Source organism: Glaciecola sp. G7-5 (genome assembly GCF_055808975.1).
Genome location: NZ_CM147892.1, coordinates 74947 through 91129, shown reverse-complemented (window position 1 = coordinate 91129; position 16183 = coordinate 74947). Strand labels below are relative to the sequence as shown.

Annotated in this window: 14 protein-coding genes; 4 read left to right on the top strand and 10 right to left on the bottom strand. The window is 42.0% G+C overall.

All coding sequences use genetic code 11. The annotated features are described in order from the left end of the window. Positions 1 to 72: 72 nt before the first annotated feature. The 8 genes from AC0L6H_RS00370 to AC0L6H_RS00335 all read right to left on the bottom strand — a co-directional run bounded on the left by AC0L6H_RS00370 (position 73) and on the right by AC0L6H_RS00335 (position 8649). A complete protein-coding gene (locus AC0L6H_RS00370) occupies positions 73 to 432 on the bottom strand; it encodes a hypothetical protein (protein WP_473391870.1) in 360 nt (119 codons plus the stop codon). Positions 433 to 612: 180 nt separating this feature from the next. After that, on the bottom strand, positions 613 to 1914 hold the full coding sequence (locus tag AC0L6H_RS00365; RefSeq protein ID WP_473391868.1) for an MFS transporter: 1302 nt from the start codon (positions 1912 to 1914) through the stop codon (positions 613 to 615). A gap of 449 nt (positions 1915 to 2363) precedes the next feature. Next, positions 2364 to 3242: an endo alpha-1,4 polygalactosaminidase gene (locus AC0L6H_RS00360; RefSeq protein WP_473391866.1), complete on the bottom strand. Its 879-nt coding sequence runs from the start codon at positions 3240 to 3242 to the stop codon at positions 2364 to 2366. 339 nt (positions 3243 to 3581) lie between these two features. Then, a complete protein-coding gene (locus AC0L6H_RS00355) occupies positions 3582 to 4019 on the bottom strand; it encodes an acyl-CoA thioesterase (RefSeq protein WP_473391864.1) in 438 nt (145 codons plus the stop codon). A 17-nt stretch (positions 4020 to 4036) separates the two neighbouring features. Continuing rightward, positions 4037 to 4273 carry a TIGR02647 family protein gene (locus tag AC0L6H_RS00350; RefSeq protein WP_473391863.1) on the bottom strand — a complete coding sequence of 79 codons (237 nt, stop codon included), beginning with the start codon at positions 4271 to 4273 and terminating at the stop codon, positions 4037 to 4039. Positions 4274 to 4442: 169 nt separating this feature from the next. After that, a complete protein-coding gene (locus AC0L6H_RS00345) occupies positions 4443 to 5255 on the bottom strand; it encodes a transglutaminase-like domain-containing protein (protein ID WP_473391862.1) in 813 nt (270 codons plus the stop codon). Beyond that, positions 5252 to 6508 (bottom strand): hypothetical protein, encoded by a 1257-nt coding sequence (locus tag AC0L6H_RS00340; protein WP_473391860.1) that lies wholly within the window; start codon positions 6506 to 6508, stop codon positions 5252 to 5254. The genes AC0L6H_RS00345 and AC0L6H_RS00340 overlap by 4 nt, the downstream gene beginning before the upstream one ends. A gap of 191 nt (positions 6509 to 6699) precedes the next feature. Continuing rightward, positions 6700 to 8649 (bottom strand): putative bifunctional diguanylate cyclase/phosphodiesterase, encoded by a 1950-nt coding sequence (locus tag AC0L6H_RS00335; RefSeq protein WP_473391859.1) that lies wholly within the window; start codon positions 8647 to 8649, stop codon positions 6700 to 6702. Between the two features lie 171 nt (positions 8650 to 8820). Here AC0L6H_RS00335 and AC0L6H_RS00330 point away from each other — a divergent pair, with 171 nt between their 5' ends. Together AC0L6H_RS00330 and AC0L6H_RS00325 are read left to right on the top strand one after the other, a co-directional pair. Beyond that, positions 8821 to 10062, top strand: a complete 1242-nt coding sequence (locus AC0L6H_RS00330) for an Nramp family divalent metal transporter (RefSeq protein WP_473394633.1) — start codon at positions 8821 to 8823, stop codon at positions 10060 to 10062. A 31-nt stretch (positions 10063 to 10093) separates the two neighbouring features. Beyond that, a complete protein-coding gene (locus AC0L6H_RS00325) occupies positions 10094 to 11176 on the top strand; it encodes a class I mannose-6-phosphate isomerase (protein WP_473391858.1) in 1083 nt (360 codons plus the stop codon). Between the two features lie 55 nt (positions 11177 to 11231). Here AC0L6H_RS00325 and AC0L6H_RS00320 read toward each other — a convergent pair whose 3' ends face one another. Then, complete coding sequence (locus tag AC0L6H_RS00320) at positions 11232 to 12431, bottom strand: AraC family transcriptional regulator (protein WP_473391856.1); 1200 nt, start codon at positions 12429 to 12431, stop codon at positions 11232 to 11234. A gap of 227 nt (positions 12432 to 12658) precedes the next feature. On the opposite strand from AC0L6H_RS00320, the gene xylB reads away from it, so the two are divergent. Next, positions 12659 to 14113: a xylulokinase gene (gene xylB / locus AC0L6H_RS00315; protein WP_473391855.1), complete on the top strand. Its 1455-nt coding sequence runs from the start codon at positions 12659 to 12661 to the stop codon at positions 14111 to 14113. Positions 14114 to 14180: 67 nt separating this feature from the next. Further along, positions 14181 to 15500 carry a xylose isomerase gene (gene xylA, locus AC0L6H_RS00310; RefSeq protein WP_473391853.1) on the top strand — a complete coding sequence of 440 codons (1320 nt, stop codon included), beginning with the start codon at positions 14181 to 14183 and terminating at the stop codon, positions 15498 to 15500. Positions 15501 to 15565: 65 nt separating this feature from the next. On the opposite strand, the gene AC0L6H_RS00305 is transcribed toward xylA, so the two are convergent. Further along, positions 15566 to 16024, bottom strand: coding sequence for a GNAT family N-acetyltransferase (locus AC0L6H_RS00305; protein ID WP_473391852.1), 459 nt, complete (start codon positions 16022 to 16024; stop codon positions 15566 to 15568). Positions 16025 to 16183 lie beyond the last annotated feature (159 nt).

The following is a 16183-nucleotide window of genomic DNA, read 5'->3' as shown; positions in this document are numbered from 1 at the left end:
AGCTTAATGGAATAATCGAAAAGGGGTTGGGCGTTTAGCTCAACCCCTTTTTATGCCACTGAGGTGACAATGCTATTTGGATTGAGACATTGTGCTAGTCTGATTGTCCTCATAAATACCACTAATTAGTCCATCTATAAAAGCAAGCGTTTCGGTATCAATATTGTCTTCAATACTGGTGACACGTTCTTGCAAAACAGCAATGACATCAAGCACTCCATCACATACATCTTCACTGCCTTCTTGCTGACATTCCACCTGTAGCTTCAACACGATTTCAATAATCTCGCTAATTTCTTTCGACGCAAGACGTTTCGCTATTATCGGAGAAGCTTTTTTGAGCGCGGGATAGACAACACTGGCATTACTATTTGATACAAAGAGGTTGGAAACACAAAAGATGAGTATAAAAACTAAGGAAAAATATGGCATACAAATTCAATTTATAACGGGCAATATTTAGTAATCGGCCAAATTGAAATATGCTTAACTAACGGGTGGATTGTTCAATAGCGATCGAACTAGCATTAGGTGTTGATTTGTTTAAGTCAGTGTTAAAAAAGTAAAAAAGCCGCTACATTTGGTAGTGTAGCGGCTTTCTTTTAGGAAGATTTAGCTTTTAGCTTTAATAGGCTCAATCTTAGGACAAAGCACTAATATACTTAGCATAGCAAGTAATGCTAACGCGGCCCCTATACCAAATACAATGGTATAGTTTCCATCAGCAGTTAGGGCTGGAACCGCGTATATCAATGCGCCAGCAGCCAGTTTTGCGCACATGCCTGCAAAACCGGATAAAGTACCTACGGTCTTGCCACCAAATAAATCACTAGGTAAAGTTTGTACATTACCGATTGAGGTTTGGAAGCCAAACAGTATGGTCGCCATAATTAACACTGCTGCTACTTCACCGCCAGGATTAGAAAGCATTAACAATGCTGGTAGCATAATAAGGCAGCCAAGGCAGATAACTAACTTTCTAGTTTTGTTTACTGTCCAGCCAGCTTTCAGTCTATTTTGGGCTAGTAAACCACCAAACCATGCACCAAACATCGCGCCTAAGTAAGGAACCCAGCCGTATATTGCTAATCCCTTAACATCCATTTGATAAACTTCAACTAAGTAAGTGGGGATCCAAACGATGAATAACCACCAAATAGGGTCAATAGCCGCCGTCGCGATAATCACGCCCCAGCTTTGTTTATGAGATAAAAGCTGTCCAGTATTAGGGGCATACTCTACGGCGATATTACCTTCTTCATCTAAACTTTCGTTTTTCTGACCGGTAAGAATATATTCGCGCTCTTCTTCAGTGATCCACGGGTGAGTACCTGGTGGTGACTTAACAACAATCAACCAAGGGATAAGCCATAATAAACCGGTTATACCAACAATAACGAAGATAGCTTTCCAGCTAAAGAAAAGCGCTAGGTATGCAATTAACGGGATAGAGATAATGCCACCAATTGCTGCACCTGAGTTAAATATACCTTGAGCTAGCGCCCGCTCTCTTGTGGGAAACCATTCGGCATTTGCTTTAGCAGCGCCCGGCCAGTTGCCCGCTTCAGACACACCTAAAATTGAGCGGAAAATACTAAAAGTCAAAATGCCTTGAGCGAAGGCATGTAAAACCGTTGCTATCGACCAAATACCGATAGACAAAACGAAACCTAAGCGTGTACCTACCCAGTCAAATATCTTACCAAATAAGGCTTGCCCAAAGGCATATGAAAACAAAAATACGATACTGATAATGCCATATACTTCTTTAAGTTCAGCATCTGATTTTTCAGGGTAGATTTCTTTACCCATAAAAGGCCAAAGCACACTAAGAGTTTGTCTATCTATATAGTTAATAATAGTGGCGAGTGCTACGAGGGATATAACCCACCATCTCAAGTTCTTCATTTTCATGTATACGTGTCCTTTACGAGGCTTTTATGTTGATGCTTCTATTATTTTTAAAGCGTAGCAATCATGCTTTGCCCTTTGTTTCAAATTCTTGATTTTCATAGGAAAATACTGTGTTTGAATCCTTAGTGTTGGCTACTCTGCGAGAGCGACCAGATAATGACTATCACTATTTTAGGCGATACGTTTATCTTAGTTGTGCCATTGCTACCTGCCTGCCGACTGTCCTACTGCAAAATAGTAAGCTGACTCTGACGATTGACGTGTAAGAATTAAATTAAGCTTCAAGTGAATTAAACTAAACTATATGTGAATTAAAATAAACTATATGTGAATGAAAATAAACTATAAGCCCCTATTATGCAACAGCCCGAGCTTTTAAACCCCAAGGTTTCTGCATTATTTACTAGGTGCATATATAGCTGTAAGGGGCGAGGGATTGTGGCTAAAGCTTACCTGCACGCGATTCTGAAATCGCCGTTTAATTGAATTGACAAAACCAAGGTTGAGAATGCTTTTGCATTTGAGTCTGCGCATAGGTCATCGCGCGCGTTTGACGTGTTATTTATGTATCTATCATCGTATTCGATATTAAATACGGCCTTCCCTGCATTTATAAAAGGGGTTAAGGTATTACATTCGTTGTATTGATAGCATTGTTCATTCACCGTAAAGTCAAAATAATTGACTAAATCAGCGATTTGGCCAACATCATTTTTTAGACCAACGCTTAAGTCTTTTTTCCGAGCTTCGTTAGCAATATATCTATTGTAAGCTAGTTGATCATCAAAGCTAATATCAAAGCCCGTGTCATTGCTATATCCATCTACGTTGTCGGCATCCACGCCATCACAACCTTTAGATACGGCCAAGTCTAGCCTTGCTTGAATTATTGGTTTGAGTTCTGCACTTCTGATATCAAGCCACTTTTCTCCTTCCCAACCGGCTAAATCGTTTCCAAGAACAGCTGCGGGGAATAGCAAGGCATCTTCTCGCCAATTTTCGTACGCACCACCGTTCATATAACAAATGACAATTGCACCATTTGCTTTTAGTCGTGCGATCAATTCTACAGTTGAATCAAATAAATCAATCTCATACATTGTCACGTTGTAGCTTTCATTCAGAGCATTGCTGCCTGTGTTTAATTGAATATGCCAAGTTGAGGCTATACGTGGAATTTTAGATGCTGTAGGTGAAGCCTCAGGTGCTACATCTACAGGATAATCAGATGCAGGAGGTGCAATGACTGTGTTAGTTGTATTGCGGTTGCCACCACCACATGACAGTATGAGCAGACATACAAAGACTTTTAAAAAATACCGACTCAAAAGCGCACCCTTTAACGATTTATAGTTTTTATCTATAACAATAAAGCGTTAACGGCCTATTAAATAAATGCCTTAGGGCTATTGTGAGACAAAGTTGCAAGATGTCAGCAAAAAAACGTAATATTCAAGGTGCGCTAGTTAAACTTTTCTTGGTTCAGCAGATTGACTAATGATTGGGCGAAAATGTTTGTCGCTTATTTAGATATGACAACGTCTGCAATCAAGGGTAATTCAGAAGAAACGCAGGGTTAGTACTTACTTATATCATCGGCAAGACTAGCAGCGGGGCAGACAGTATTTGCCTGCTGCGCTTGGCATTAACATCTATATAGTGGCTTTTTACCTAAAATGATCGATGTTGCCTTGGTCAAGGTTGAGCACGTAAGCAGGTAAATCTTCCTTTGCAGGAACGGCTTTTGGCCTGCCATCGTCGCCTATCGCCACAAATTTAAAAGTGGCTTCGGTAACTTTTTCACGTAGGCCAATACGGTCACGGCGCACCCACGCTTCAATATGTACATCTATCGACGTTCGTCCTACGCGGTCTACTTCAGTATATATGCCTAAGATATCACCTACTCTGACAGGTTGGATAAAACTCATCCTATCTACCGATACCGTTACTACACGGCTTTGAGCGCGTTGCCCTGCACAAATACCTGCCGCAATATCCATTTGTGATAAAACCCATCCTCCAAAAATATCTCCTGAAGGATTGGTGTCACCGGGCATAGCAATAGTACGAGTAGTGATTCGGCCTCTGGTTTCTTGTGTCATAATGCTAACTTCGGTATCTACTTACTAGTGAGCGCAGTTTGTATCACTAACGCGTGTTCAGCCAAATCATGGCCTAGGTTGGTTAGATAGCCGCCGTCAGGTTGGTCTACCACACCTTTGTCGAATAAACGTTGTGCAGCAGAAACCAGTGCAGGATCAGCATCATGATGAATCTTTAGACCTTGCATAAGGCTTTTGTGTGGGAACTTTAAAATGAGGTTTAGCTCGTCAGTGAGCTCTTGGGTAAATGGCATACTTTTCTCTTTTTGTATTATTGTTTTCACAACTGCGAGCAGCGGTTTACGTTTTTTCTTAGCCTATCGTTTAATTGCGCTAAACACAAAGCAAAAAAAGGGCTTAGCGAAATTTATTTTCAAACTAACATCATAAATACAACGGCTGGCTATGAAGCGACCTAAAACGCTACTCTTTTAGGCTTCTCACATTTTCAATTTTTTGGGGAATTAAGTTTACTGATTGGGCCACCGACATTGCAAAACCTAAACCTTCGTTGTTTAGTGCTTGCGCTGGTAAATAGTAACGACTAGCACCAATTAAACGATAAAGCGCTGAATCAAGAATATGCCATTGCTGGTCTTTGTACGCTTCAACCCAAGCATGACCAACGGCTCGAAGCGAAGTGCTGTCGTCAATTAAAACGGTTCCAAGCATGACTCTAGCCGGTACATCATGGGCGCGCACTAAAGCGGCCAGCAATACAGCGTATTCGGTACAATCGCCACTGCGTTGTGTCGCCACCACCGAAGCAATATTGAAACCGTTCACATAGCTAGGCTTATCAATATATTCTGCAACAAAGGCCTCAAGTTCACCGAGCTTGATACTTGATGCATTAGAAGGGGAATACGAAAGCGCAGAAGCCCTAAAGGCAGCAATAAAATCCTTACTACTGGGCTCAGAAAAGTCGATAACAAAACTGTCTTGCAGGTACTTACGATTATTATTACCAATCTTTGCGGCATACTGCGGACGTTTTCCCATGCTTACTTCAAGGGTATTGCTATCTATAATTTCAGCCTCTATATGGTGATATTGGCTAAGTGTTTTATAGAGCGTTTCTGCATGGCTAGAGCTTAATTTTAAACCTATCCTTTCTGACAAGGGGAGTGTTTGCGATGGCGCTAAGGATGCCGAAAATTCGGCAATAGAAGGGGCTACCTGGGCGCTCGCACAGCATGAGAATGCGAGCAATATTAAGACTAATTGCGCTTTCACTCTGACTCAACTGTCGTCGGTTTTGCCGTTGGTAATCCACGAGAATGCATAAGCGTCATTCCTATTTTTATAGGCCCTTGGTTTATTGTTCCACGCTGGAAAATACCTTCTTCATCAGCCAGAAATTGCATCACCAATGGCCCCATGTCTACCTCAAAGTTAGCGTCGGGGTTGTCGCTTAATTGCTTAAGCTTGACTGTCAAAGCTGAACTTGGATCAACGCTCGATGACCACATCGAATATTCACCAACACTAGCGTCAGACTTTCTTAATTTCTCAAGCTCTAAATAACTGCCATAGCCCGACAAAAACCAGCCATCGTGCTCAAGGGTTTTGTTGACTTCTTTACCTTGCATTTCGCCTGCAACTTGCCATGCATCATCTGCATATGACAATGTAAAGTTTGACGCTAATACGCCATTTTGCACGGCGTATTCATTGGCGTTAATTATTGAACCATCACTGGCGCTCCAAGAATCAGATACACTATCAATGCGTGCAAAATTACTTGCGTCTACCGGCATTAACATTGCTGAGTTGTTGGCAATGCTTACATCACCTTCAGCGTCAAACGTATATCTTTCCTCAACAAAACCAATATTTATACCATTGAGTGACATTTGATAAACCACTTCAAAAAATTCAGGGTCAGCTTCTGATTTGGTAAATGCTTCCACAAAGGAGGTAAATACCTTGCTAAATGAGTCTCTATAACCTATTTCGTTATGCACACACAGCTGTAGACTTTGGCTCGTTCTTGCTGATTTGCCTTTTACTATGCCCGACAAAGATGCCTCAGAATCACTAATATTGTAAAGCGTATCGGCAGAAATATAAGGGGTATCGTCTATCACGCCCGCATCAACTGCGTAATTTACGGTAGAGCTAAGTTTCATTTCGTGGGCAGCAGCCGTGTTATCTATACTAAGTCCCATTATGTTGTGCAAACTATTAGCCGGGCCATCAAAACTTGTAAATGCGTAGCACTCGATTGGTGTAGTGCTACCAATATCAACGGTGTAATACCAAAATGTACCGTCTTGTTCAGCCAGCGTAAACTTGCCTGCGACCTCGCCCTTCACACCAAGCGCTTTTATTTCTATTGAGCTTGTTGTGTCTAGTTTGGCTTCGTTTGCCATTGCATCTTTAAACCACTTGGGGTAGTCGTTTATATTTTGAAGGTCTGTTGCGTTCGCGCTAAACCCGGCGCAGACTAATGTGCTTAGCACAGAAAATGTAAAAAGATTACGCATGGTTTCAAGTTCCTTGTTTATCTATTCTATATGCTTGCCAAAGGGGCGGGGAAGCAAAGATGCAAAAGAATACACTAACAAGACAGTTACTTTGTAGTGTTTTTAACAAATAACTTACATTAGCAGCAATAAAGCTAATAAGTAAAAGTACTTAAGCCGTTTACAGTGCGGTAGATATTAGTTTGCTTATATCAAGTTGAAGATTTTTTGGCGCTTGGCAAGGTAAAACTTTCAATAGGTGCTGGCCGAGCAAAGTAATAGCCTTGCATTTTCCTACAACCCATCGACAACAACTGATCCTTTTGCTCTTTACTTTCGACCCCTTCAACGGTGCTTCCAACATTAAAGCCGCTACACAAAGCCAATATGGTTTTAATAATCCCTTGGCTGCGTTTATTTTGTTTAAGGTTGTGTACAAAACTACGGTCAATCTTTAGCGTATCAAAGGCTAAGTTATGGATGTAGCTCAAACTAGAATAGCCTGAACCAAAGTCGTCAAGGGCAATCTTAAAGCCTTGGTCCTGAAGTTGCCTTATTGTTGCTGAAGACTGATTAAAGTCGTTCATCATACTTGTTTCGGTAATCTCCAATTGTATGCGACTAGTTTCGATACCATGGCGATGCACAATCTCGGTCAGCGCCTTTACTGCTTCGGGATTATTTATGTCATGTACCGACAAATTAAACGAAAGGAAAAGCTGTTCAGGCCAATCTTTAAGATCTTGTATCGCTTTTTCAAATAGGGTTAGTGTGATGTTGGTGATAGCGCCAATTTTTTCAGCAATAACAATAAATTTATCTGGCGGTACTTCACCAAGCTCGTCATGAAACCATCTTGCGAGAGCTTCAAACCCTAGTATTTCTTCGCTTTCACCATCGACGATAGGCTGATAATACAGGGTCATGCCATTTTCAAGTAAATTATTGGTTAGCGCTAATTCAACTTTCGACTTTTCTCTAAGTAGTGATTCGTGCTTTTTAGAGAAAATAATAGATGAACCTCGTGATTGCGCTTTTGCTTCGTACAAAGCAAAGTCGGCTCTATCCATTAAGGCTTGTGCTTCAGTGCCTGATTCAGGGTAAAGTGCAAAACCACATGAGCCTGATATGTGGACAATACCCGAACGCATTGTGAATGGTTTTTCTAATTCTTTGGTAATGCGCTGCCCAAGTGTTGTGATTTCATCTTGGCAACCCTCGCAGTCTTTTACCAAGGCGAATTCATCGCCGCCCACTCGCGCTAAAAAGACGTTTTTTCCTAACATACTCTGCAATCGTACGCTAACATCTGCCAATACGCGATCACCAGCTGCATGGCCATGGATATCATTGACAGGTTTAAAACCATCTAAGTCAATTAAGGCGACTAGGAAGGGCTTGGTCACGCAGCCCTTAGATAATTTTTCATCCAAGTGATTGGCAAAACTACGCCGATTAGCCAGTTTTGTTAAGCCATCTTGATTCGCAAGTATTTCGTTTTGAATGTTGAGTTTTTGGGTTTTTCTGTGCTGTAGTTCGAGTTCTACTTTTGCATTCACTACTTCTGAAAAAGCGCGGTAATGGCTTAAGGTCACCATAACTACCGCAATCATGACGAGCACAAAATTAGTTGCAATCGCTACAAATATTGCCTCTCCAGAAAACAGGAAAAAGACAACAAAGGGTAGCCCAACTACCAAGGATATTGCCCAAGCAGCGCCAGGAAGATGAATCAGGCACACAATAATGCCGATGACGGTTATCGACATATAGTAAATAATATGAGCACGCAATGAGAAATCGCCGTAGCTATATAATAAAAAGCACCAAAGCGAAAAACCGACACTCATTAAAGCAGCAGTTATAATCGTCAGGGTTATTTGCTTTTTCGCTTCTTTGTACGAAAAAGTTTTAAATCTAAAGTGGTACCATATTGAGACTCGGCTTATACAACCAATGCATAATATGAGCACGGTATAAATCGTCAAATAATCTGGCGCAACGCCGTAATGCGTATATGCCAGAGCAATAGAATTCACCATTAAGATAAAATACAAAAGCGGGATTTTTTTTAGTAATTCGTTAAATTGAGCAAATACAACTTGTGGGCTGGCGTCGCCGACATTCATTTTGTCGCTTAAAAAGTTCAGAATGTTTGTCATGTATCTTTAGTCTTATGTAATCAAACGCTAGGAAAATATTGGATGCTAGTCCGTGTTATCGGCCACCCATTAACTTTGCATGAATAAATAACTTAGAGGAATTTGCTCGTTGGCTTAATCAGCAACTTAGCTTAGGATACATAGACTTCTAATTTTTACTGCGCGTTTACAATAAATAATATAAAAACATTTTTTAAGTCCTTACTGCCAGGCATATTTTTATTTGGCTTTACGGTGGGTACCGGCAGCGTTACCTCTATGGCCAAAGCAGGTGCCGATTATGGTATGTCGTTGTTATGGACAATATTCATTTCATGCGCTATTACCTACTTTCTTATTCATTTGTTTGGCAAATTTACCTTGGTAACCGGACTTACTGCCCTGCAAGCATTTCGCAAACACGTTCATCCTTTGGTCAGCCTATTTTTTATTGTATCGCTAACTACCCAAGTCAGTGGCAGCGTAATTGGGGTGATGGGGATAATCGCAGATGTATGTTTTGAATGGTCTAAAAACTTTATAGAGGGTGGTATTTCCCCCATCTACTTTGCTATTTTCTTTATCGCATTTGTGTATATTATCTTTTTGATTGGTAAAACCGAGGTGTTCGAAAAAGTACTCGCGATATTTGTTGCAATAATGTCGGTGTGTTTCCTTATTAATTTTATAATTTTAATGCCGCCTGCTATCGAGATCCTTAAAGGTATGGTGCCAAATGTGCCTGATACCGGCCCTGGCAAAAATTCATTTTTAGTGATTGCGTCTATGGTCGGAACAACGGTTTTTTCTGGCTTATTCATTTTACGAACCATACTGGTAAAAGAGGCCGGTTGGACAATGAAAGATCTAAAAACACAAAATAGAGATGCACTTTTCTCGGCGTTTTTAATGTTTATTGTTAGTACATCGATTATGGCGGCAGCGGCAGGCTCGTTATTTGTACAAGGCATTACGCTTACCCATGTTACGCAAATGATTGGTTTACTTGAGCCTTTGGCGGGCGCAGCAGCCGTGACAATATTTACTATTGGTCTTATAGCTGCGGGTGTGTCATCTCAGTTCCCAAACGTTGCGCTATTACCGTGGTTGCTTGATGACTACAACGAACGCAAGCCAAATTTAAAGCGCCCGAGTTACCGTGTTATTGCTTTGGTAATTTCATTGTTGGGTCTTATTGTGCCTATTTTTAATGCTAAGCCTATTGCTATCATGGTCAGTTCTCAGGCTTTTGGCGCATTGTTATTGCCAGCCACCGTTGCTTGCATATTTTATGTTGGTAACAAAAGCAAATTAATGGGTGAGCACAAGTTTTCAGCCCTAACGAATATACTCTTAACTTTGATCCTCGTATTTGCATTAATTATGAGTTACATGAGCTATAACGGCATAGTGTCAACCTTACAATCATTGTAGAAGAGAACGGCTAAATAATAGGAAAATAACGATGACACAAATAATCAAGTTCTCATCCAACCGAGTATGGCGAACCTATCAGGGAGGTAAGCTGCTCGATACGATTGAAGGGAAGCGAAGCCCCGAAGATTCAAGCTTTCCTGAAGATTGGATAGGCTCTACTGTTGAAGCACGGAATGTTGGGCGTGAGCATATCTCTGAAGGCTTAGCGATGGCGACAAATGCTAATGGCGAGGAAGTCGCATTTCGTGACTTGCTTAAGCAAGACCCTGCTTATTACTTAGGCCAAGATACTGAGAATCCGTCTTTTGATGACATTCCATTAGTGAAATATCTAGACAGTGCAACTCGATTGCATTTTCAGGCGCATCCGACAAGAGCCTTCGCTCAAGAGCGTTTGGGTATGCCACGCGGTAAAACCGAAGCTTACGTCATCCTTGAAACTCGTGAAAGCGTTGATGATGCTTATATATACGCAGGCTTTCAAAGGCCTCCAAGTCGTGATTCATTAAAAGAATGGATAGAAAGCCAAAATATTGCTGCGATTGAAAGTTGCTTTGACCGCATAGCCGTTAAACCGGGCGACGTATTTTTGATACCCGGCGGCATCCCTCATGCCTTAGGCGAGGGTATATTAATGCTAGAAATTATGGAGCCTTCTGATTTAGCGGTAAGATTTGAATTTGAACGTTGTGGCTATGTCATCCCCGAGCAGGCTAGATTCATGGGGACCAATATCGAAACGGCATTAGACGTATTTGACTTTACACCCATTCCTCCTAAGCAGGTTAGCGAAACACTTCGTTGCCAGCCAAAAGTGCTAAGTAGTGATGAGCAAGGCAACTATCTTGAAGAACTCATCGGCGCAGATAAAACATCCTGTTTTGTTGTAAAACGAGCATTTACCAATGGGCGCTATAGCCGCAGCGAATCGGCTTTTTTCTATGGTGTGGTGATACAAGGCGAAGGCGTGTTTAAAGCGGGCGATAAAAGTACTGAGCTAAAACAATGGGACCGTTTCTTTTGTCCAGCTGGGCTTGAAGATTTTGCCTATGAATCTGCTAAAGGCATGACTATTTTAGAATGCTATGGCCCAGAAAGTTCGCATAAGTAAAGCGGCTTTTTTAACAATAAAGCGTTGTTTTTAAATAGTCCTGTGAGGGCTTGAATCAACTTTGTTGTCGGTACTGGTTAGGGGTTATGCCAAAGTGTTTTTTGAAGATAGCATACATATATTGCAAAGAAGGGTAGCCGCAAATACTAGCTACGGCGGCTAGACTGTCATTGCTTTCTTTGAGTTTTTTACATGCGGTTTCCAGTTTCTCGTTATGTATTTGTGTATGCACGCTATGGCCGCATTCTTCAATAAAGCGATGCTCTAGATTAGAACGTGAAATCCCTACAAAATCGAGCACCTGCTCCACTTTTATACCGCGGCAAGCATGCTGGCGAATGTAATGCATTGCTTGTATAACGTAGGGGTCTTGTAGTGCTTGAAAATCAGTAGACTGGCGCTGAATAACGCCAATTGGCGGCACAAGCACGCGGGTTGGTTTCGGATTTACGGGTTTTAGGTTATTAGTCTGTAAACGGAGCAAGCGCCGATGCAGTAATTTTGCTGCTTGAAAACCCATTTCAAAACAGCCTTGGCTTACCGAACTTAGACTCACCCTACTTAAATTACGCGCGATATCATCGTCATCTATGCCAATAATTGAGATTTGATCGGGTACGATGCGGCCAATGTGATCGCATACTTGCACTAGGTGACGTGCACGTGCGTCGGTCACCGCAACAATCCCGACTGGGGTTGGGAGTGTTTCAATCCATTTGGCTAGTTGGCTCATATTCTCTTGCCAAGCATGGGCACTAGTGGGCAACCCTGTGTATACAGCGCAGTCAAAGCCTTCTTTTTGGCACACATCGATGATTGCTTGTTGGCGTTCTTTTGCCCATAAATTGCGTTTTTTGGCTTCGTCAAATGGCAGGCCATAAAAGGCGAAGTTTTCAAGCCCTTTTTGTTTTAGATGGTCAAAGGCGGTGCGCACAACAGCCATGTTGTCGGTGGCAACATAAGGCACATTTGGATAGAGTGATTCGTCTTGATAAGAGCCCCCTACGCCTACAATAGGTATGTCCATGTGTTCAAGGGCCGATTGAATGTCAGGATCATCAAAGTCAGCAATAATACCGTCTGTTTCCCAGCTTTCGAGGTCATTTAAACGGGCTAAACAATCCTCCTCTAAATATACATCCCAACTTACTTTAGAGGATTGTAAATAGTGACCAATACCCTCGATAACTTGACGGTCGTATACTTTGTTGGCATTAAACAACAGACTAATGTGATGTTGGTTTTGTAACGGCATTGCATACACTCTTGGTTAATACTGACTGCTTTCAATCTTCAGCTAACACTATACGTCAAACAAAATAACATAAAAATAACAAAATTACGGAATTTATTTATGGAATTTCGTAATTGCTTGAATAAGAGCCTTCAGCCACTATGTACATATTGGTGTTGTGGCGTGAATATTCTTTCATCTCAACGTAGTTTCATTTTTAAGCGCGAGTAAATTTTAAGGGATACAAAATGTATCTAGGTATCGATTTAGGCACATCTGGTATAAAAGTTATTCTTATGAATGCTGACGGCTCACTTGCAGGCTCAGCAACATCATCTTTGACCGTCGAGCGCCCCCAGCACCTTTTTTCAGAACAAGACCCAGCGCAGTGGTGGCAAGCATTTTCCATTGCGATGGATGAGTTAAAAGCGCAATTTGATTTATCAAAGGTAGCTGCTATTGGTTTATCTGGTCAAATGCACGGTGCTGTCTTGTTAGGTGAAAACGACGACGTTTTGCACCCTGCAATATTATGGAATGATGGCCGCAGTCAAGCACAATGCGAAGAGCTTGAAGCGCTGGTAGAAAATAGCCGTGATATTACCGGAAATATTATGATGCCAGGTTTCACTGCGCCTAAGTTAAAATGGCTTGCTCAGCACAAAGCCGATGTTTTCGCCAAAGTCAAAAAAGTACTGTTACCTAAAGACTACTTACGATTGCTACTAACGGGTGACTACGCTTCTGACATGTCGGATTCTGCAGGTACATTGTGGCTAAATACTTCATCTAGAACCTGGGATGAGAGCCTGTTGAAAGCTTGCGGTTTAGATTTAACGCATATGCCCACCTTGTTTGAAGGCAGTGAAATTACCGGATACGTATTAGCTGAATTGACCCACAAATGGGGCCTAAACCCGACCGTCCCTGTTATTGCCGGTGGGGGTGACAATGCAGCTGGAGCGGTAGGCGTAGGCCTTATCAACGCTGGGCAAGGGATGTTGTCTCTAGGCACGTCGGGAGTCTATTTTGTGGTGTCAGACGCCTATTCGGCGCAAGCAGACAAAGCCGTGCACAGTTTTTGCCATGCACTGCCTAACAAGTGGCATTTGATGTCAGTAATGTTAAGTGCGGCAAGTTGTTTAGAATGGTTCGCTAGTACTATTGTAGAGCAGGACTTAAGCCGGTTAATGGCTGATCTTGCTAACTATGAAGTGCCAAGCGATAGTCCATACTTTTTGCCTTATTTAAGCGGTGAACGTACACCACACAATAACCCACATGCCAAAGGCGCATTTTTTGGTTTAACCCACAGCACTAACAAACTGACAATGTTACATGCAGTACTTGAGGGCGTGAGTTTCGCTTTTGCTGACGGTATGGATGCACTTCATTGTTCAGGCACAAAAGCAAGCGATATTAGCCTGATCGGCGGTGGCACTAAGAGTGAGTACTGGCGCCAAATGTTGGCTGATGTTTTAAACGTAAAATTAGACTACCGTGAAGGCGGGGATGTTGGCCCGGCCCTTGGCGCAGCTCGTCTTGCCCAAATCGCCATCGAGAAGGGCCGTAGTTTAGAGGACATATGTACTCAGCCGCGTTTAGTGAAAACCTATTTGCCAGAACAGAGCAAACATGCTTTTTTCAACGCGCGACGCCAAACATTTCAAAAACTTTATACCGCGACGAAGGGCTTGATGTAGGCCCTTGTTATGCTTTATTTATCATTTAAAGAACCAAAAATAGCAATACTTACCAAGGATATTCATTATGTCTAGTTACTTTGACCACATTCCAGCCATCAAATTTGAAGGCACAGATTCGACTAACCCATTGGCCTTTCATCACTACGATGCAGAACAAGTTATTTTGGGTAAAACCATGAAAGAACATTTACGTTTTGCCGCATGTTATTGGCATAACTTCTGCTGGGATGGGGCTGATGTATTTGGACAAGGCACCTTCAATAGACCTTGGTTAAAACCAATGGATGCAATGCAGGCTGCAAAGCAAAAAGCAGACGCCGCGTTTGATTTTTTCACTAAACTTAATATCCCTTACTACTGTTTTCACGACATTGATGTTGCGCCAGAAGGCGATAGCGTAAAAGATTACATTCGTAACTTTTCTGAAATGGTTGATGTATTGGAGCAAAAGCAAGCCGATACAGGTTTGAAGTTACTTTGGGGGACGGCAAATTTATTCAGTAACCCACGCTTTGCTGCCGGTGGTGCGTCAAACCCTAATTCAGAAGTCTTTAGCTATGGTGCAACGCAGGTTTTTCACGCTATGAATGCAACCAAGCGCTTAGGTGGTGAAAACTATGTGTTATGGGGCGGACGTGAAGGCTATGAAAGCTTGCTAAATACCAACCTTCGCCAAGAACGTGAGCAGCTAGGTCGCTTCTTCACGATGGTTGCTGAACACAAAGCTAAAATCGGCTTTAGCGGCACCTTGTTGATTGAGCCAAAACCGCAAGAGCCAACGAAACATCAATATGATTATGACACTGCAACGGTTTATGGCTTCTTAAAACAGTTTGGCTTAGAGGATGAATTTAAAGTAAATATTGAAGCCAACCATGCAACCTTGGCGGGTCATTCATTCCACCATGAAATTGCCACGGCGGTTTCTATGGGCATCTTTGGGAGCATCGACGCTAACCGCGGTGATGCGCAAAATGGCTGGGATACAGACCAATTTCCAAATGATGTGGCTGAGCTGACGCTAGTGATGTATGAAATCTTGAAATCGGGTGGATTTACAACAGGTGGCTTAAACTTTGACTGTAAATTGCGCCGTCAAAGCTCAGATGCGGCCGACCTTTTCCATGGTCATATTGGTGGCATGGATCATATGGCGCTCGCGCTTAAAAAAGCTGCTGCAATGATTGAAGATGATTTTATAAGTCAAAACACAAATAAACGCTATGCGAGCTGGTCTACACCCTTAGGTAAAGACATCCTTGCAGGTAAGCATAGCCTTGAGTCGTTAGCCGCGATGACTGCTGATAACAACTTAAGTCCTAAACATGTAAGTGGTCAGCAAGAGTTGCTTGAAAATAAAGTAAATAGAGTATTATTTGGATAGTTAGCACTTACTATTTTGTGTGTGTTGCAGGCGATTGTTATTACCCTAGATAGCCATCGCCTGTTTTATTTTTTCGTATCAGGCAAATGCATATCTACATGCAAAATGCCGTCCTCTAAATAGTGCTCTGACACTTCCTGAAATCCAAAACTTTGATATAGCTCGCTCAAATGACTTTGCGCACCAATAGTGATGCCTATATTCGGCCAAAGCATTAGGCTGCGTTTTATTGACTCGCGGATGATTTGACGACCTAGCCCTTGTTTTCTAGCGTTTTCGGCAACCAAAATTCGACCAATGCTAGGCGTCTTGTAACTCAAGCCTTTCGGCAATAAACGCGCGTAGGCAAGAATATTGTGCTCATCTGCAAGCATTAGATGCTGTACACCCTCTTTTGTATCTTTATCATCTATGTCTTGATAAATACATTGTTGTTCAACCACAAACACTTCACTGCGAAGCCGCAAAATCGCATAAACTTCATTAGGACTAAGTTCGGCAAAAGACTTGCAAATATAATTCATGCTTGTGGTTTCTCTAGTATTATTTGTTTTGTGTTCGTATCGCGGATTTGTCGTTCCAAGTGCAAAGCGACACTAGCAGTTGACGTTTGTTTTTGCAATCGCAACACAGCCCGCCGTTTTACCTCAATCGTCATCTTCGCGAAGGCGAAGATCTCCCAA

Excerpts from the sequence above, each read along its gene's own strand:
- AC0L6H_RS00370 (WP_473391870.1), bottom strand. The coding sequence starts at position 432 with ATGCCATATTTTTCCTTAGTTTTTATACTCATCTTTTGTGTTTCCAAC.
- AC0L6H_RS00365 (WP_473391868.1), bottom strand. The coding sequence starts at position 1,914 with ATGAAAATGAAGAACTTGAGATGGTGGGTTATATCCCTCGTAGCACTC.
- AC0L6H_RS00355 (WP_473391864.1), bottom strand. The coding sequence starts at position 4,019 with ATGACACAAGAAACCAGAGGCCGAATCACTACTCGTACTATTGCTATG.
- AC0L6H_RS00350 (WP_473391863.1), bottom strand. The coding sequence starts at position 4,273 with ATGCCATTTACCCAAGAGCTCACTGACGAGCTAAACCTCATTTTAAAG.
- AC0L6H_RS00340 (WP_473391860.1), bottom strand. The coding sequence starts at position 6,508 with ATGCGTAATCTTTTTACATTTTCTGTGCTAAGCACATTAGTCTGCGCC.
- AC0L6H_RS00335 (WP_473391859.1), bottom strand. The coding sequence starts at position 8,649 with ATGACAAACATTCTGAACTTTTTAAGCGACAAAATGAATGTCGGCGAC.
- AC0L6H_RS00325 (WP_473391858.1), top strand. The coding sequence starts at position 10,094 with ATGACACAAATAATCAAGTTCTCATCCAACCGAGTATGGCGAACCTAT.
- AC0L6H_RS00320 (WP_473391856.1), bottom strand. The coding sequence starts at position 12,431 with ATGCCGTTACAAAACCAACATCACATTAGTCTGTTGTTTAATGCCAAC.
- xylB (WP_473391855.1), top strand. The coding sequence starts at position 12,659 with ATGTATCTAGGTATCGATTTAGGCACATCTGGTATAAAAGTTATTCTT.
- xylA (WP_473391853.1), top strand. The coding sequence starts at position 14,181 with ATGTCTAGTTACTTTGACCACATTCCAGCCATCAAATTTGAAGGCACA.
- AC0L6H_RS00305 (WP_473391852.1), bottom strand. The coding sequence starts at position 16,024 with ATGAATTATATTTGCAAGTCTTTTGCCGAACTTAGTCCTAATGAAGTT.